General features: G+C 44.6%; 11 protein-coding genes. 8 read left to right on the top strand and 3 right to left on the bottom strand.

The features are described from left to right. The first annotated feature begins 14 nt into the window (after window positions 1–14). From FDP09_RS04095 to FDP09_RS04085, 3 genes are all read left to right on the top strand, one after another. A complete protein-coding gene (locus FDP09_RS04095) occupies window positions 15–1,184 on the top strand; it encodes an MFS transporter (protein ID WP_137401434.1) in 1,170 nt (389 codons plus the stop codon). 598 nt (window positions 1,185–1,782) lie between these two features. Further along, window positions 1,783–4,959: a SusC/RagA family TonB-linked outer membrane protein gene (locus FDP09_RS04090; RefSeq protein WP_137401433.1), complete on the top strand. Its 3,177-nt coding sequence runs from the start codon at window positions 1,783–1,785 to the stop codon at window positions 4,957–4,959. A 20-nt stretch (window positions 4,960–4,979) separates the two neighbouring features. Continuing rightward, entirely contained in the window at window positions 4,980–6,686 is a 1,707-nt protein-coding gene (locus tag FDP09_RS04085) for a SusD/RagB family nutrient-binding outer membrane lipoprotein (RefSeq protein ID WP_137401432.1), read from the top strand. A gap of 710 nt (window positions 6,687–7,396) precedes the next feature. On the opposite strand, the gene FDP09_RS04080 is transcribed toward FDP09_RS04085, so the two are convergent. Then, window positions 7,397–8,482: a phosphotransferase enzyme family protein gene (locus FDP09_RS04080; RefSeq protein WP_137401431.1), complete on the bottom strand. Its 1,086-nt coding sequence runs from the start codon at window positions 8,480–8,482 to the stop codon at window positions 7,397–7,399. Between the two features lie 355 nt (window positions 8,483–8,837). Between FDP09_RS04080 and FDP09_RS04075 the strand changes: the two genes are divergently transcribed. Continuing rightward, window positions 8,838–10,619, top strand: a complete 1,782-nt coding sequence (locus FDP09_RS04075; protein ID WP_137401430.1) for a sodium:solute symporter family protein — start codon at window positions 8,838–8,840, stop codon at window positions 10,617–10,619. Window positions 10,620–11,866: 1,247 nt separating this feature from the next. Here FDP09_RS04075 and FDP09_RS04070 read toward each other — a convergent pair. Next, complete coding sequence (locus FDP09_RS04070) at window positions 11,867–13,480, bottom strand: glycoside hydrolase family 10 protein (RefSeq protein WP_137401429.1); 1,614 nt, start codon at window positions 13,478–13,480, stop codon at window positions 11,867–11,869. Window positions 13,481–13,535: 55 nt separating this feature from the next. Next, window positions 13,536–14,114, bottom strand: coding sequence for a gliding motility lipoprotein GldD (gldD, locus tag FDP09_RS04065; protein WP_137401428.1), 579 nt, complete (start codon window positions 14,112–14,114; stop codon window positions 13,536–13,538). 204 nt (window positions 14,115–14,318) lie between these two features. On the opposite strand from gldD, the gene FDP09_RS04060 reads away from it, so the two are divergent. The 4 genes from FDP09_RS04060 to FDP09_RS04045 all read left to right on the top strand — a co-directional run bounded on the left by FDP09_RS04060 (window position 14,319) and on the right by FDP09_RS04045 (window position 18,282). Next, window positions 14,319–14,843: a DinB family protein gene (locus tag FDP09_RS04060; RefSeq protein ID WP_137401427.1), complete on the top strand. Its 525-nt coding sequence runs from the start codon at window positions 14,319–14,321 to the stop codon at window positions 14,841–14,843. 202 nt (window positions 14,844–15,045) lie between these two features. Further along, entirely contained in the window at window positions 15,046–16,050 is a 1,005-nt protein-coding gene (locus tag FDP09_RS04055) for a glycoside hydrolase family 43 protein (RefSeq protein WP_137401426.1), read from the top strand. Between the two features lie 221 nt (window positions 16,051–16,271). Continuing rightward, the gene (pdhA, locus tag FDP09_RS04050; RefSeq protein WP_015265056.1) at window positions 16,272–17,294 is read left to right on the top strand and encodes a pyruvate dehydrogenase (acetyl-transferring) E1 component subunit alpha; all 1,023 of its coding nucleotides are present in this window, start codon (window positions 16,272–16,274) and stop codon (window positions 17,292–17,294) included. A 274-nt stretch (window positions 17,295–17,568) separates the two neighbouring features. Further along, window positions 17,569–18,282, top strand: a complete 714-nt coding sequence (locus FDP09_RS04045) for a tetratricopeptide repeat protein (RefSeq protein WP_137401425.1) — start codon at window positions 17,569–17,571, stop codon at window positions 18,280–18,282. Window positions 18,283–18,284: the final 2 nt, after the last annotated feature.

The following is an 18,284-nucleotide window of genomic DNA, read 5'->3' as shown; positions in this document are numbered from 1 at the left end:
GCTAATTTTGGGCGATGAGCCAGCGACGCCCCATTCTTCCCATTATTGTTATCGCCCAGTTTTGTTGCACTTCCCTTTGGTTTGCGAGTAATGCCGTGATGGGTGATCTGTTGATGGATTTTGGATTGGGAGGCACGGCACTGGGGCATCTTACAGCAGCAGTGCAATTTGGATTTATCATCGGTACGTTGGTGTTTGCACTGTTGGCTTTTGCGGATAGGATGTCTCCGTCAAAATTATTTTTCATCTGTGCTATTGCGGGAAGTGCTTTAAACTTGTGTATTCTCCTGCCGGAAAACAACCTTTCCAGTCTAGTGGTCAGCAGGTGTCTTGTGGGCGTTAGCTTGGCGGGCATATACCCGGTGGGGATGAAGATTGCAGCTGATTATTTTGAGAAAGGTCTGGGAAAATCCCTTGGATTTCTGGTAGGCGCATTGGTGCTGGGGACAGCCTTTCCGCATTTTCTCAGTGCCTTTACCGAAGGACTTGCCTGGAAATCGGTCGTCATTGGTACGTCTGCTTTGGCTGCCATCGGAGGATTTATGCTTTGGGTACTGGTTCCGGATGGACCTTACCGGAAGGCCTCCCAAAAGCTGGATGTTTCAGTCATTTTTAAAATTTTCCGCAAACCAACCTTCCGAGCTGCCGCCCAAGGGTATTTTGGCCATATGTGGGAGCTTTATGCTTTTTGGGCTTATGTACCCGTGATGTTTACCATTTACTTAAAAATTCATCATTCCCCATCAATTTTGGATCATTCGGCCGTCTGGTCATTTTTGATCATTGGCATTGGGGCGGTTGGATGCGTGGTCAGTGGTGTGCTTTCAGAAAAATGGGGAAATAAGCGAATGGCCTCTCTTGCATTGGCTTCCTCTGGGGTTTGTTGCTTGGTTTCACCGTTTCTTTTTATGGCAGGCCCTATATTATTTTTGGGGTTCCTCCTCTTTTGGGGATTTACAGTGGTGGCAGACAGCCCAATGTTTTCTACCATGGTCGCGCAAAATGCTCCATCACAATATAAAGGTACGGCCCTCACCATCGTAAATTGTATGGGGTATGCTATTTCTATTGTGACCATACAGCTTCTTAATTACCTCATGAATAGCTTTGACGCTCGTTATATGTTTGTTCTTATGGCCATTGGCCCTGCTGTGGGACTTTGGAAGCAGTGGACGCATAGGTGATAATTGACAGTTCAGTGTTGCCCTTCCTAAAATTAATAAATGACTGTAAATCAAGCTATTATGCTTTCGTTTTTCCATATAAACCTTACTGTTTTTTTATATTCCATAAAAAGCGTTAAAAGTAACGGCATTTTTAAGGTGGCTAGGAGCGTAAAAATAGATGGATAAGTAAATTTCAATAAAAAATAGAGCCTGAACAACGCGTAATGTCAATTATTTTAGACGAGCTTCATCGTGACAAAAATTAATTAATCTTTATCAAAATTTATTTATTAGTATCTAATTCATAGGTTTTGTTTTATTTCCTGTATTAAATATAATTTTTAAGACGCTTTTCTTAGTAAAGGGAAAAGCATGTTAATAGAATTTATACAAAATGTTTTTCGATTTAATATAAATTTTACATACATTGAGTTTAGTTCGTTGAAAACTTAAGTAATTTTTTTTTCAAATGAGGAGAGAATCCAATTCTTATTTGGGAAAAATCACTTGTTTTATAGGTAACTATTAATAGTTGCCCAGATAGCAAAATGGTTCACCAAATTTCTTGGTGATAATACAACTCATTAAATACAACCTTTACCCTTAACAGAATTTTATGAACGCTAAATCTTTACCATTACTAAGACCAGTGGCGGCTTTGGCATTGGTCGGTTGCTTCCTGCAACCGATTGCAGGCCATCAGACACTGGCAGGAGAGATGACGGGGAATGTGTCCCCAAGAGCAATTAACTTGGCTGAAGTCACCGTAACAGGTACTGTCACCAGCAGTGAAGACGGCAATCCGATTCCTGGCGTAAGTGTTACGATCGTAGGAACGTCGAAGGGAACCATCACGGACTTGGATGGAAATTACAGTATTGTCGCAGACGAGGGGCAGACCCTGAAGTTTTCGTATTTGGGCTATACGCCCCAAACGGTTACTGTGGGAAGCCAAACTGCTATCGATATTGTTTTGGAGCAAGACGCGGAAGAGCTTAGTGAGGTCGTCGTTACGGCTTTCGGTATTGAAAAAGACAAAAAGTCCCTAGGATATGCTGTACAAAAAGTGGATGGCGAGGACATAAATACCGTAAAAGCATCTCCCAGCGCAGTATCCAACCTGAAAGGACGTGTAGCAGGGGTCAATATTACCGAATCTGGATCAGGGCCTGGCTCAGGTGTGCGGGTAATTATCCGTGGTAACAATTCCCTCACGCAAAGTAACCAACCCTTATATGTAGTGGACGGTATTCCTATGGACAATTCCAGTACTAATGAAGGTGGGGATATGTACACCAGTACCAATACAGGATCAGGTATCTCTGATCTCAACCCAGATGACATCGAATCGATGACCGTATTGAAGGGGCCAAACGCCGCTGCCTTGTACGGTTCTAGGGCTGCCAACGGTGTGATCATGATCACCACCAAAAAAGGTAAGTCCAGAAAAGGTGTAGGTGTTGACTTCTCCAGTAGTTCGGTGTTTTCAAACCCTATGCTACTTCCGGAATTTCAGAATGAATACGGACAGGGAACGCAAGGCCGTACCCCGACCGATTATGCTGAATTGCGCACTACAGGTGGATCTTGGGGTGGCAGACTTGATGGAAGTGACCAACTTTATTGGGATGGAAGTACCAAGCCGTATTCGGCACAGCCGGATAACGTGGAAAATTTCTTTAATACCGGTGGTAATTTCGTCAATACGGTAGCCCTTACAGGTGGTACGGAAAAAGTAACCGCCAGATTCTCCTATACCAATACTTATAACGAGGCAATGGTGGAGAACTCTTTCCTTAAGAGGAATAATTTTAACCTCAGGACCACGGCCAAACTATCAAACAAGCTATCCTTGGATGCCAAAGTGACCTACACCAACCAGTTTACCCGAAATAGGGTAAATCAAGGTTCTGAAGGGCTGCTGGCAGGTGTGTACAACGTACCTAGAAATGCCATTATGGATGATTTTAGGGATTACCGGGATGAAGAAACCGGATTGGCAAGAAATTATGCAGAGAGTGCCATTAACCCGTATTGGACCCTAAATTATGACAAAGCGGAAGACACCCGTAACAGGTTCATCGGTTTTGCCAAGATCCAATACCAGTTTACCGATTGGCTTTCTGCACATGCCCGAGTAGGTACGGACTGGACTGATATCCGCTATGAAAGTGCCACACAACCCGGCCATTGGTTTTATCCTGACGGACGTGTCGGCTTCTCCAATAACCGCTACCAAGAAACCAACGCTGATTTCTTGTTCATGATCGATAAAAACATCACAGAAAAATTACGCGTAACGGCCAACATCGGTGGCAATCACTTGCAGCAGCTGTCACAAGGAATGAGCCTGAACGGCCAAAACCTGAGAATCCCTACCAAAACAACGATCGGTAGTGCTGACCAGGTAAACTACAGCGCAGGTGTGCCTACAGAGCGCGTCACCAATTCCCTTTATGCTTCGGCATCATTTGATTATGCAGGGTTGGTGTTCTTGGATGTGACAGGTAGAAATGACTGGACATCTACTTTGCCATCTGACAACTGGTCTTATTTCTATCCATCTGTAAACTTGGCGGTGATGGTCAGCGAATTTATCGATCCAGACCAAACATTGATGGATTACTTGAAAGTAAGAGGTAGCTGGGCAAGTGTGGGTAAGGATGCTTCCGCATGGAGCCTCCAAAACAGCTATAACCTAAAAAACAAAAACAATAGTTACCTGGGGATCACTACCCTGACCGTACCTTCTGTATGGTATGACCAGAACCTGAGTCCTGAATTTACCAAGACGTACGAAGTCGGATTGGAAGGTAGCTTCTTCAAAAACCGTTTGTATTTTGACCTGGCCTACTATGATATCAGTTCTACTGACCTGATCGATATCGTCGAAACGGACAACTTGGCTGTAAACCCCCTTGGTCGGGCAGAAGTGCATACCAATGTAGGTGAGATTACCAACAAAGGTATCGAAGTAATGCTGGGTGGTACTCCTATCGAAAATGAATCTTTCACCTGGAATGCCAACATCAACTTCTCTCATAACAGAAACGAGCTGAAGGAATTTTTACCAGATGCCTTTAACCGTCAGTGGAACGTAAACAATTCAGGTTCTGCCGAAACCCGTGCCACTGTAGGTTCTGGATATGGAGAGATCTGGGCCACGGACATTATGACCAACCCAGAAACCGGCGATTGGATCCTCACCGCCAACGGTATGCCGCAGGCTACTTCCCAGCGTGTGAAAGTTGGCGATTTCCAACCGGACTACCTGCTTGGTTTCAATAACTCGTTCAGCTATAAAGACTTCACCTTGAAGTTTTTGATTGACGGCCGATTTGGTGGAGAAATGTACGCCGGCACACAGGCTGCCATGGACGGAGCAGGCATTTCACAAAAGACCTTGCAGTACAGGGAAGAAGGCATCACCGTAGATGGAGTGATCGAAAACGAAGATGGTACCTTCACACAAAACGACCAGCCGATCACTGCGCAGCAGTATTGGGGAGCGATGAGTGGTATCGGATCCAACTATATCATGGACCAGACCAATGTCCGTTTACGAGAATTGTCCCTTACTTATCGCATACCAACAGCTTTCTTGGGCGGCAGTGTGGTGAGATCAGCTTCGATCAGCTTTATCGGAAGGAACCTGTTTTTCTTCTACAAAGGATTTGACGGAGGATTTGATCCTGAATCCACACTTGGTACCAGTAACGCGGGGCAAGGTTATCTTTATTACGCCATGCCTACGGCCAGATCCCTTGGATTTAACCTGAACGTGAAATTTTAATTTCCCTTAACGAGCCAATTATGAATATTTTACATAAAACAACATTAGTGGGACTGATGACATCCTTGACTTTGGGAGCTTGTACCTCCAATTTCGAGGAGATGAATACTAATCCCAACCTGATCGGCAAGGATGATGCCAGCGCACGGTATTTCCTCACCGAATTGATGATCAGGCCATACATTCCGGCCAGATACAATTATTGGAGGGCAAATTTGCTGCATACAGACCGGTATGCCGGCCATTTTACCTTAGGACAGAATGGTAACTGGTGGAGTGATGAACTGGGCTACTCGTATAACGTGGCTTATACGGATGCTGCTTGGGATCATTATAATGGCCTATTGGGTACGGTCAAGCAGTTGCTGGAGTTTACGGCACCAGGTGGTGCTTTTGAAAATGAGCTCACCCATGCGGTGGTGCTGATCTTGAAGAGCCACTATTTTCAGCTATATACTGATACTTTTGGGATGATCCCTTACAGTGAGGTTTTTACAGATGAAAATGTTTCTTTGCCAAAATTTGATGCGCAAATGGACATTTATAAAGGCATCATCGCAGACCTTGACGCAGCCATGGCGGCCATCGGTGACAATACCAGCACGGGTGATGCCCTGGAAGACCTTGGTGACAATGATGTCATCTATGGTGGTGATCTTCAGAAATGGAAAAGATTTGCCAATACCCTGAAACTGAAAATGGCCATGAGGGCGCAAGGGGCAGAAGGCGATGACTTCAGCCAAGCAGCTATCAATGAAGCCCTAGGAGCTCCTCTTCTTTCAGAAGGAGAAAGTGCCTTGATCGAAAAGGACCTGGAAATCTCCCAGTGGGATTACTCTACCTATGCTGATGTGTGGCATAATTTCGGAGTAGGTTCTGATTGGGTGCTGGGACGTGAATTGATCGATTACCTCAGGGACAATAATGACCCGCGATTGGCACAGTATGCCAATCCTGCTGAAGGAGGGGAATTTACCCTTACACGTCCAGAGGAGTCTGAGGATGCGGAAGGATATAACCTGTTCCCTAAACGGACCAATTTTCTCAGGGAGCTTTTTGATGAATCAGAGGCTGAATATACCTGGGATGATCAAGGTGACGCCATCGTGGTCACCATGCCCGAAAACACCAATTTCATCGGCCAACCTGTAAGGCTCAGTGGTGAAATGTCTTCTTTGCTGCAGTTTGGGTTTTTCAGCAAACCAAGTGATCTGGTGATCCAGCAGAAAAACCAAGGCGGTACTTCCACGCCCGAGACGGTATTACTTTCTGCGGAAGCTTATTTCCTACAGGCCGAAGCAGTACTTAAAGGTATCGGCTCCGGTGATGCACAGGAAATGTACCAAATGGGCATCAGAGAAGCGATGAGGGTTTGGGCAGTAGATGATGCTGCTATTGATGCTTTTCTTGCAGCCGAACCGATCGCGCAGCTGGACGGTACTGTGGATGAAAATCTCGAAAAAGTCGCTATACAACGATGGATTGCTCATTATACAGATGGTTATGAAGCTTGGGCAATTGTAAGGGATACGGGATATCCGGCTTCCTTGGCTGCCGGAGTGAGTGACTATGACCTTTACGGACCAGGTACCATTACAGCTGGTGCCTATCCTCAGCGTCTCCGCTATGGAAGTAGCCTTCAGGCTTCCAATCCGGAAAATTACCAAGACGCAATAGATATGCAAGGTGCTGACATGCAAGGAACCAAGCTATGGTGGGCTAAATAAAGTCGTAAAAACCTATTAAATAAAAAAAAAGGCTACTCCGGATATGGAGTAGCCTTTTTTTGGTTTAACTCGGTTTATCGATGCCGCTTAGTTAGTGTGTACCTGAAATATTGGTTCTATTATTTTCCTTGCTAAATTCCAAGATGGTTTTCATCTCTTTACCTTTGTTACTTTTTTGCTTCAGGTCAAAAAAGTAACCAAAAAACCTCGCCGCTACGCCACGGCGCACAGGTGTGCATCTATTGGCCTAAAATTAAAACCTGCCCTCTTGCAAGCAAACTCTTCCTGTCTAAAGCCAGGTAAACCTTTTCTAGCTGCCAACATTCTTTTTGGCTAGTATTTCGTCAGACAAGCCTGCCTTCTTGCCTGCCCGCTTTTTAATTTCTTAACGCCCAATACCTGCAAGGCGGATCCATTTTATACATGTTTAAAAAGGCCATGGATTAAAACCATAATTCTCTCAATGGACGATCCGTATTGGAAAATGTTCTTAACTAAACGACATTGCCCAGAAAATGCATTAGCCTATCTATTGAGGGCTGAAACTACTCCAAGATCAGTTGTTTTGCTTTAGTTTTTGGTCATATCTGGCACTGGATAGATTTGCCAGACGCTCTGACAGGGTCCTTTATAACGGTGCAATGATCGCTTCCCAAACCAACCCATTATCAGGACGAAGCCTATTGAAAACGAAACACTGATCACTTATATCAGCCCAACTCCTTCTCTGCCAATGTTGCTATCTCCTCCCGCTTACTTTGCAAAGCCCGTAGCAAGAGGCCTTGGTTTTTGGCCCGGTGGAGGTTTTGGTCAGGGTAACTGATGGGGTAGTAAATATTGCCGTTGAGGTAGTCTGTGAGAAAGCGGAGGCCCATGATACAGGCCATCATTTCCCCACCAAATGGAAGTGACTCCTTTTCTTGGTCGGTCAGTTCGCCGTTTAATGCTTCTCCAAAACCTTTGAGCAAGGCTGCGTACTTGCCCAGGTCCACATCTATATTGAGCCAATCGGTAGATGCTTCCTCTTCTGTACAGGCCACTGTACGCACCAAATCCCCAAAGTCATAGAATACATATCCGGTCATCACCGTATCCAGATCGATGACCGCATTGATTTTACTGAAGTCTTGGGCATAAATGACATTATTGATCTTGGTGTCGTTGTGGGTGACACGGAGGGGAAGGGTTTCGGCAAAGCGCTTAAATTTCCGAACCAATAAGACTTGCTTTTTATAGAAGTCCACCCACTCTTTTACCTCACCTTCCAAGTTTAGTTGCGTGTTCTTCAAGGCATTTTCGAACTGGCGGTAACGCAAGGCCAAATCGTGAAATCCTTCAATTACTTCTTGCATACCATCTAATTTGATGGAAGAACACCCCTTGATAAAACCGCCAAATGCACGGGCAGCCAAATACGCCTGTTCGGGATTTGTTACCTTATCGATGCACTTACCAGACACAAACGGAAACAACCTATAGAAGTGCTCCCCATGCTCTGAAAAAAGCGACCCTTTGGTGGTTTTCATGGGCAGCGGAAGCTCGAAGTCCAATTCATCTTCCCGCAGGTGATCCTTGACCAATTGTAGGTTACCGGCTATTCGGTCAGGATAAGGAAAGACTTTTTGATTAAAACTCTGTAGAATGAATTGTGCTTTTGGGCTATCCACCAAAAAAGTTTTATGAATATGGCCAGAACCATATCGGCTTACTTTGGCATCCAAGGTGCCATGGCCGTAACTTTCCAAAAGCTGACCGATAATCGTCATAACGTTGTCTGTAGTGCTGTGGAAAACCATAATTATCCCTAGGGGCAGGTCAGCTATGTGTAACCTGATTTATTTAAATTAGTTTCTTAAGTCCTAAATCAAAAGAATATGAAATATTCAATAACTTAAAACGAACGTAAAAATAAAAAATATATGTTGTAATATATCTTTTCATGAATATTTCTTTTCTTTGGGTAAAAGAATACAACGAGCATTGAAATACTTTTTTTGTATTTCGTGAATAAATGAATACATTAGTAAAATTTCTTTGTTAAGTGGGTTTTGTTATTTATAAAATTTTATAAAACTGATTTGTGCAAAGGAAATGGTCACCAAAAACTGATTTGCGATTACAGTCAACATTATCAAAAGACATTACTAGATTATGAACATTTCTCCTATCGACTGGGGTATAATAGCTGCCTTTTTCATCATTTCGTTGCTGATAGGCATATTTACCTCCAAAACTGCCGGTAAAAGTTCTAAAGACTTCTTCTTATCAGGAAGAAACATGCCTTGGTGGCTCTTGGGCGTATCCATGGTCGCCACTACCTTCTCTGCTGACACTCCCAACCTGGTGACAGACATCGTCCGGGTCAATGGTGTGTCCGGTAACTGGGGATGGTGGTGCTTCCTCCTGACGGGTATGCTCACCGTATTTGTGTACGCTAAGCTCTGGCGAAGATCTGAGATCACCACGGACTTGGAGTTTTATGAACTCCGTTATGGCGGCAAGCCTGCTGCTTTCCTTCGTGGTTTTAGGGCCATTTATTTGGGCGTCTTTTTTAACATCATGATCATGGCCACCGTTTCACTGGCAGCCATTAAGATTGGTGGTGTCATGCTTGGATTGACTCCGGTGCAGACCTTGCTGATTGCTTCGATCGTGACGGTGATTTACAGCTCGCTGGGTGGACTAAAAGGGGTTTTGCTGACGGACTTCTTCCAGTTCTTTATCGCCATGGCCGGTGCTATTGGTGCGGCAATTTATATTCTTGATTTACCACAGATTGGTTCCCTCGAAAACCTATTGACCCACCCAAATGTCTCCGATAAGCTATCATTCTTCCCTGACTTCAGCAATATGAACGAAGTAATCCCCATGCTTTTGGTACCCATTGCCATCCAGTGGTGGGCTACTTGGTATCCAGGAGCTGAGCCAGGAGGTGGAGGATACATTGCACAGCGAATGCTCTCTGCGAAGAATGAAAAAAACGCCATTGGGGCAACGCTTTTCTTTAATGTAGCCCATTATGCGCTACGTCCCTGGCCGTGGATTATCATTGCACTTTCCTCATTGATCATCTTCCCAGAAATCAGTGATTTGCAAAAAGCCTTCCCGCATATGCCTGCTGACAAACTGGGCAATGACTTGGCTTACTCGGCCATGTTGACCTACTTGCCTACGGGCCTGATAGGGATTGTATTGGCCTCTTTGATCGCAGCCGTGATGTCCACGCTTTCCACCCATCTCAACTGGGGTTCCTCCTATGTCGTCAATGACTTCTATTTGCGCTTTGTGAAGCCTGATGCCTCAGATAAGGAGTTGGTAAATGTGGGAAGGATATCCACTGTCGTGTTAATGGGACTTGCTGCGCTTTTGGCATTGGCGCTTTCGAATGCACTTGAGGCCTTTAATATCCTGCTGCAGATCGGTGCCGGTACAGGGCTCATCTTTATCCTCAGGTGGTTTTGGTGGAGAATCAACTCTTACACGGAAATCTCTGCCATGATCATTTCCTTTATCGTGGCCATTTTCTTTGAGACCATTAACCCTAAATTCAATATTATCAATATCCCTGAAGGCATGGAATACCTCAAGCTGCTTTACGGGGTGAGTATTACCACCGCTACTTGGCTGACGGTGACCTTGGTGACCAAACCCGAGAAAGAGGAGGTACTCCTTTCTTTTTACAAAAAAGTTAAGCCTGCAGCCTACGGATGGCGAAAAGTACTGAACAAGCACCCTGAGGTAGAGGCTGAGCAGGGCCAATTGCCTTTTGAAATCGGGCTGATGGTGACCGGTTCTGTAGCGATTTATTCTGCCTTGTTTGCCATTGGCTTTTGGCTTTATGACAATGTACTTTCTGCAAGCATCGCATCAGTCATCAGTGCCATTGGCTTCTTTATCCTCTTTAAAAGCTGGAACAAAATCAAGCTGTTTTAAAAAGAACAGTTGATGGAGCACAAAGAAAAAGAGGCTGTCTTTCAGGATATGAGACAGCCTCTTTTTTTATCTCGCATTATGCACTAGCCTATCTATTGCGACCTGATCCGCTGCGGCGGACAAAATCAGTTGCTTTACTGCTGTTTTCGATTTCACCATCCGCCGCGGCGGATGATTCAATCTCCAAACAGCCTGATTTTCTTGTAGTTTCAGCTCTTATTACGATTCCTAATGCATAGCGGGCCATGTCGTTTAGTTAGTGTGTATCCAGGGCAAAACCATTTAGTGTTAATTTCGTGTAGGGCAGCTATCATCCGTGCCGCTGGCACTTTACCGCAATTTGTACATTAGGAACAGCAGATATATTCAAACTGGGATACTTTTTTAAATGCGTTCGCCCTGAGTGTGTATCTGGAAATATTGGTTTAATTACTTTTCTTGTTAAATTCCAAGATGGTTTTGATCTCTTTACCTTTGTTACTTTTTTGCTTCAGGTCAAAAAAGTAACCAAAAAACCCTGCCGCTACGCCACGGCGCACAGGTGTGCATCTATCGGCCTAAAATTAAAGGTTCTATATGATTTACTATGGGTAACTATTACTTTGCATGTCAAATTCTAGCTTGCCTTTCATCTTGTTGCCTTGTTACTTTTTTCCTTCAGGTGAAAAACGTAACCAAAAAAACCCGCTGCGGTGAGCTATATGACTAAAATCAAAGCCAGCACTCACGCAGGCAAACTCCTCTATTTGTGCAGCATACCAATTTTTTGTACTGATTCACGTCAAACAAGCCTGCGCTTTTTCCAGCCCACTTCTTTGATTTCTTAACGTCAAATACCTCAAGGCAGAATAGAAAATTGCCCACTGAAAAGGAACATGAATCAACATTAATTTAACCGGAATAATATCTTTACCCACTATAATCCATATAGAGCCAAATTAAAACCTTCCCTCATGCAGGCAAACTCCTCCTTTTCTAGCTGTCAACATCTTTTTGGCTAGTATTTCGTCAAACAAGCCTGCCTTCTTGCCTACCCGCTTTTTAATTTCTTAACGCCCAATACCTGCAAGGCGGATCCATTTTATACCGGTTTAAAAAGACCATGGACTAAAACCATAATTTTCTCAATGGACGATCCGTATTGGAAAATCCCTTTAACTAAACGACATTGATAAAGCGGGTTTATGATCCAACGTTTGCTGAGGGGAGCCTTTAGAAGTGCCAAAGGTTCAGGCTGAGTTTTTTAACTACGGCTTCCAGACTTTCATTTGGGACATTTCACCGTAATTACCCATCAATCCGACAGCGAGATAGGGATAGTTTTGGATCATAAAGCTATCGAAGGCAAAAGTTTCCCCATCAAATGAAGCGCTTGTGCGCTGACTTTCTATAAGTTCCCATTTACCATTTGGCGATAAGCCAAAAAGAACCACCGCCTCAGACAAGTAGGCATTGGTGATTTTTAATTGCAGTCCTCTGTCTGCCAGGTGGAAACTCTCCACTGCCGGCAGCAGGTTTTGCATGATGCCGGAACTCACTTGGAGCGCGGGGGTTAGTACAGGGGTGGTATAATTGTTTTGGAGTAATAAATTGGCCACATCCCGGTTATTGCCCATCATGGACTTGGCCCTGAAAAACACATTTCCCTTGATGCCTGGGGTGTTTCGGGCCAGCGCTACTTGGTTGGGGATTTCAAAACTGCTGTCCCAGCTGTTATCGGCATCGCTGCGGATTTTGTAGGAGGCATTGCCCACATATATTTTTGTGCCATGGGCATTATCTGACCACCATTTGATCAGCGTTTTGTAAGAGGCCGCAGGGAAATCCAAGCTCCAGTAGATTTGTGGTGCAATATAATCTACCCAGCCATTTTTCATCCATACCATTGGATCTGCATAGAGATCATCATAGTTGGTATGGCCGGCCTTGGTCGCTGAACCGCGGGGATCTACCGAGGCATTTCGCCATACGCCAAAAGGGCTCACGCCAAATTGTACCCAAGGTTTTTCGTCTTTGATGACACTGCTGACAGCCTGGATAAGCTGATCCACATTGCTGCGCCGCCAATCAGCCAGGGAAAGGTCGTTGTTGTACTTTTTAAAGGCCTTTTTATCATCAAATTCGATCCCATTGATTTTGTAAGGATAAAAATAGTCATCAAAATGGATCCCGTCCACATCATAGTTTCTGGTCACTTCCTTGACGATCTCTGTCAAATGTGTCCTTACCGCCGGAAGGCCGGGGTTATAATAAAGTTTGCTGCCGTATTTTACCATCCACTCAGGATGTTGATAATAGTCATGGGCTGGGCTAAGCTCATCGACATTCAGGTTAAATGAAGCCCTGTAGGGATTCAGCCAAGCGTGAAATTCCATGCCTCGCTCATGTGCGGCCTGTACCATCCACTTCAATGGATCCATGACGGTGGCTGGAGCTTTACCTTCCTTCCCCGTCAAATACCGCGACCATGGAGCCAATTTGCTGGGGTAAAAGGCATCCCCGGCAGCCCTTATCTGAACGAAAACCGCATTGAAATTTCGCTGTTTATAGAAATCCAATATCTTGATAAAATCACGTTGCTGCTGTTCGAAACTGTCCGTACTAGCGGTAGGCCAGTCGATATTGGCTACTGAGGCGATCCATACGCCCCTCATTTCCCGCTCGGGTGCTGTAAACATCGGCAATGCCTCTGGATGTGACGCATCTACAGCTGGTTCATCAGGGACAGTGGGCGCTTCGGGAGCCCTATCATCAGGCAATGGCGCAGGGGATGGTGCTTGGCTGACTTTTTTGGAACCCGTGCAGGATGCCATCATCAGTACCAAGAAGATGATACCGTAAAACCGGATCGTTCTTTTCATGAATTAAATCGTCAAACTTTTGTGATAAAGAATGTCAAGCCTCAAAAACCAGACCTTAATTTTTAAATTCCAAGGTGTTCATCAGGTGGGCCATGTCTTCTTTGATGTATTCGATTACGGGAGCCAAGCTGTCGTTTTTGACTGCTGTGTTAAAGTACAATGCCCCTCTTAGAAAATTTTGGGTGGAATCGGTGACAAAAAACTGAAACTGTGTAGGTACTTCCCCACTGAGCTCGGCCACCACACCGACATAGCCCCTTGGCGTTCGGGTCACGGCTTCATCGATGCTGTAGGCTTTGATTTGGTGTTTTGCAGTCAGCTTAAATGCATCATCCAGAATATCCCTGAGCCTGGCTTCATTTCCGTTGATCGCTTTGTATGTCAGGTGGACCTTTGCTCCCAACGACTGATAAGCCAAATTGATCCAGTTTTCTTCGGCCAGGTTAAAGGTGTCCGCCTCTACCTTACTGTGAATTGATCGTTCAAATTGGTACGGGTAATTATCCTGAAGCGAAACAAAAGCTCGTTCGGGAAGGTCAATGCGGTTGTATCCTTTTGGTCTTGGCAGATAGTCTCCTTTTCCACAGGCGGTCAATGCTAAGAAGACGATACCGAAAATCAAGCTGTTTCTCATGCTGCCAAAGTTAGGAAAATGATCGCAATCTCTCATTTTACATAGTACATATTGTCTGTTCTCTTGTTTAAAATGATTAAATTAGGTGTCTCTGTGGACCCATACTCGTGATGACCTGGTCTAAAGATTCTTAAAAGTGAAATTGGTCTTCCCTGTGCCCACTGACAGCATGTTTTCATGACAACTAACCAAAACCTACATACTATGATCAAAATTTTCAAACCCATTGTATTATCACTTGGCTTAATGCTGAGCGGTTTTTATGTAAATGCCCAAACCAACCAAGAGGAGTTTTCCTCTAAATGGAACACCATGAAAGGATATACAGTAGAAATCCTAGAAGCCATGCCTGATGACAAACTCGACTTCAAGCCAGTGGATGATGTCATGAGCTTTCGTGAAATGGTCATGCACATTGCCGGTGCCAATATTATGATGGCCAATAACTTTCTTAGAGAAGGTGAAGCAGGTGTGGACTTGGAGAAAGAAGACATGAGCAAAGCTGAACTAAAAGAGGCTGTTGAGAAATCATTTGATTTTGTAGCCGAGACAGTTGCTTCCCTGACGGATGCGGAGCTTGCTGAAGAAGTGGAAGTTTTCGGTGGAAATAAAATCACACGCAGACAAGTAGAAAACCTCATCGATACCCATGGTATCCACCACAGAGGAAACCTCATCGTTTACCTTAGGCTCAATGGCATAGAGCCACCAGCTTTCAGGGCTTGGTAAAATTCGTGAAGTTTTGGCCACAAAGACACTAATGTCCAACTTCGCGACTTCCAGTCTTCTTGGTTAAAGATGAAAGCCACACCGATCAGTGGGTACTGGGGAATAAAACACGATTATTTTTCGTGTAATTTTGACACTTTATGTTTTTGAAATGGATCAATATTGATATCTTTACCCAAATTGATCAACCAAATACATTAAAATGAACCTCGTTAAAATAGCCCTAGCAATGGTTTTGGCCATTGCCTGTACCGAAAATCTCATCGGACAAGAACTTCAATTTGACAACCCCATTGCTGAGCAGCGTGCTGATCCATGGGTGTATAAGGCAGATGATGGCACCTATTATCTCATCGCCACAGTTCCGGATTACGACCGTATCGTCCTCAGAAAAGCCAGTACCATCGATGGCCTAAAGACCGCTGAAGAGAAAACGCTATGGACCAAGCACGAAAAAGGGGTGATGGGACACCATATCTGGGCTCCTGAGCTTCACAAGGTGGACGGTAAGTGGTACATTTATTTTGCTGCCGGTGAAGCAGAAAACATCTGGAACATCCGCATGTGGGCCCTGTCCAATGATGCAAAAGATCCCATGGAAGGCGATTGGAAAGAGGAGGGCCAGATCAAAACGGATATCGAGTCCTTTTCCTTGGACGCCACCACATTTGAGCACAAAGGCAAGCGGTACATGATTTGGGCGCAGAACGTCCGTGGAGGCGAACATGGCACCGCGCTAGTCATGTCCGAAATGAAAGACGCCACCACTCTGACAGGTCCAGAAGTGGTTTTGACTGAGCCGGAATTCAGCTGGGAAAGGATAAAATACAATGTCAATGAAGGCCCCGCAGTGATCAAACATGACGGTAAAATCTTCGTCACCTACTCGGCCAGTGCCACAAATGACAATTATTGCGTCGGTTTATTATGGATCGATGAAGCTGCAGATCTCCTCGAAAAGGCAAATTGGAACAAATCACCGGGCCCAGTCTTTTATAGCAATGCTGATGTAAAACGTTTTGGTCCCGGCCATAATTCTTTTACGGTAGCAGAAGATGGCAAAACACCCATCATGATCTATCATACCCGTGATTACCGGGAGATCCAAGGTCCTGAGCTTTCAGACCCAAACCGAGCTACCCGAGCAAGGGTCGTGAAGTGGACACCAAGTGGTTTTCCCGATTTCATGCAGAAAGTAGGGGACTAAAATAGGGGGATCAGTCATTTGCGGAGAGGTAGCTGGTAAATTTGGTCTTCGACATTGGCTGCTTGCCTTAAGCAAGATAGCGCCAATATTTTCCCTGCAAGTCATCCGCAATCAAGCAGATATTTAGGGAATCCCTTTCCAGATTCGCAAAAGGCTTTGCTAATCAATGAATACTTATTTATATTTGAGCCCCTAAAAATGCATGTTTTATAACTATCGATATGGCGAAAAAGAGTTCGACAACCACTAAATCCAAAGTAAAATACTCCAAAGAGACCTATACCTTTTGGTATGAGAGCATGTTGCTCATGAGGAGGTTTGAAGAAAAAGCTGGCCAACTGTACGGCCAACAAAAAATAAGAGGTTTTTGTCACTTGTATATAGGTCAGGAAGCTTGTGCTGCAGGTGCGATCACTGCCCTTGAAAAAGACGACAAGTGGATCACTGCTTACAGGGATCACGCCCATCCACTAGGTTTGGGAACTGACCCGGGAGCGGTGATGGCCGAATTATTCGGCAAAGCTACCGGAACCACCAAAGGAAAAGGCGGATCCATGCACATCTTTGACAAGGAACGCAACTTTATGGGAGGCCATGGCATCGTAGGTGCGCAGGTACCTATGGGGCTTGGGATTGGTTTTGCGGAAAAATACAAGGGCACCAAAAACCTTTGTATTTGCCATATGGGTGATGGTGCCGTACGACAAGGTGCCGTACACGAATCCTTTAATCTGGCCATGCTTTATAAAGTACCGGTAATTTTCGTGATAGAAAACAACGGTTATGCTATGGGTACATCCGTAAAGCGATCTTCCAATGTGGACGACCTGTCCACCCTCGGAGAATCTTACGACATGCCTTCTTTTGCAGTGGACGGCATGAATGTAGAGGAAGTACATGAGGCAGTTGCGGAAGCCGCCGAAAGGGCGAGAAAAGGTGATGGTCCTACACTATTGGAAGTAAGAACTTACCGGTACAAAGGCCACTCCATGTCCGATCCCCAGAAATACAGGACCCGTGAAGAGGTAGAAGAGTACAAAGCCAAAGATCCTATTGAGCAGGTGAAGAAAACCATTCTGGACAACAAGATCCTCAGCGAAGACGATATTAAAGAAATCGATGCCAAAGTGAAAAAACAAGTAGCCGATGCGGTGAAGTTTGCGGAGGAATCTCCATGGCCTGACGGTCAAAAGGCATTTGAAGATGTATATATGCAAGAGGATTATCCTTTTGTAATGGAATAAGATATCCTCGGAGATATGATTTGTTGTAAGCGCCAATTGTTAAAACCAATTGGCGTTTTTTTATGATAGCTTCCTTGATGTTGGATTAGGCAATATTTCTGATGGCTTCGGCTTCATTGGAATTACGAATCCCCTTCTCAAAACCAAAAAACTTATAAAAACCAGTCTTCCCCTGAAAAAAATGCGGCCTTATGAAAATGTAGCCTCATAAAAAACAGTAGGTTTTGGGATTATATGAAACATAATCTATATTTGCGACTGAAATTTTAAAAGAATGGCTAAGAAAGAAATAAAAAAAGAGCAGCATCAGGAAGAGCATGATCTGCTCGAAAACCCAGAGGCAATTGCCGATTCGTTGGGAAGAGGTGAAGCTTTCTTAAAGAAAAACTCACGCGTTGTTGGTGGAATTATCATTGTAGGGATCCTGGTGATTGCAGGAATTCTTTACTTCCAGTTTGACAAGGCCAATCAAGATAAGCAAGCTCAGGCTGATATGTTTCAGGCGGTGTATTATTACGAGCAGGACAGTTTGGGCCTAGCACTGAATGGAGACGGTGTCAATGACGGTTTCCTCCAAATCTTGGACGAGTACAGTGGGACCAATTCTGCTAATCTTGCCCATTTTTACACAGGATCGATTTACCTTACCCAAGGAGAATTCCAAAAAGCTGTAGATCACTTGGAAGATTTCTCAGCAGATGACTTCTTTGTGCAGGCAAAAGCCTATAGCCTGTTGGGAGATGCCCATATGGAGCTTGGCCAAACCGGTGAGGCGATCAGTGCTTATGAAAAGGCCGCTACGTATAAGGAGAACAAGTTCTTTACGCCGATGTACCTGAACAAACTTGCCGTTGCCTATGAAGCAGCCGGCCAGGTGGACAAGGCGATTAGCACCTATGGTAAAATCGAAAAGAACTATCCAGAGTCATACGAATTTACATTAGCACGAAAGCACAAAGCACGCTTGGAGGGCCTTGCTTCTAAGTAATG

Origin of the sequence: Echinicola rosea, assembly GCF_005281475.1 — a bacterium.
GTDB classification, from domain to species: Bacteria; Bacteroidota; Bacteroidia; order Cytophagales; family Cyclobacteriaceae; genus Echinicola; species Echinicola rosea.
This window is presented reverse-complemented; position numbering and strand designations above follow the sequence as displayed.

Excerpts from the sequence above, each read along its gene's own strand:
- FDP09_RS04060 (WP_137401427.1), top strand. The coding sequence starts at position 14,319 with ATGATCAAAATTTTCAAACCCATTGTATTATCACTTGGCTTAATGCTG.
- FDP09_RS04070 (WP_137401429.1), bottom strand. The coding sequence starts at position 13,480 with ATGAAAAGAACGATCCGGTTTTACGGTATCATCTTCTTGGTACTGATG.
- gldD (WP_137401428.1), bottom strand. The coding sequence starts at position 14,114 with ATGAGAAACAGCTTGATTTTCGGTATCGTCTTCTTAGCATTGACCGCC.
- pdhA (WP_015265056.1), top strand. The coding sequence starts at position 16,272 with ATGGCGAAAAAGAGTTCGACAACCACTAAATCCAAAGTAAAATACTCC.
- FDP09_RS04090 (WP_137401433.1), top strand. The coding sequence starts at position 1,783 with ATGAACGCTAAATCTTTACCATTACTAAGACCAGTGGCGGCTTTGGCA.
- FDP09_RS04080 (WP_137401431.1), bottom strand. The coding sequence starts at position 8,482 with ATGGTTTTCCACAGCACTACAGACAACGTTATGACGATTATCGGTCAG.
- FDP09_RS04055 (WP_137401426.1), top strand. The coding sequence starts at position 15,046 with ATGAACCTCGTTAAAATAGCCCTAGCAATGGTTTTGGCCATTGCCTGT.
- FDP09_RS04085 (WP_137401432.1), top strand. The coding sequence starts at position 4,980 with ATGAATATTTTACATAAAACAACATTAGTGGGACTGATGACATCCTTG.
- FDP09_RS04095 (WP_137401434.1), top strand. The coding sequence starts at position 15 with ATGAGCCAGCGACGCCCCATTCTTCCCATTATTGTTATCGCCCAGTTT.
- FDP09_RS04075 (WP_137401430.1), top strand. The coding sequence starts at position 8,838 with ATGAACATTTCTCCTATCGACTGGGGTATAATAGCTGCCTTTTTCATC.
- FDP09_RS04045 (WP_137401425.1), top strand. The coding sequence starts at position 17,569 with ATGGCTAAGAAAGAAATAAAAAAAGAGCAGCATCAGGAAGAGCATGAT.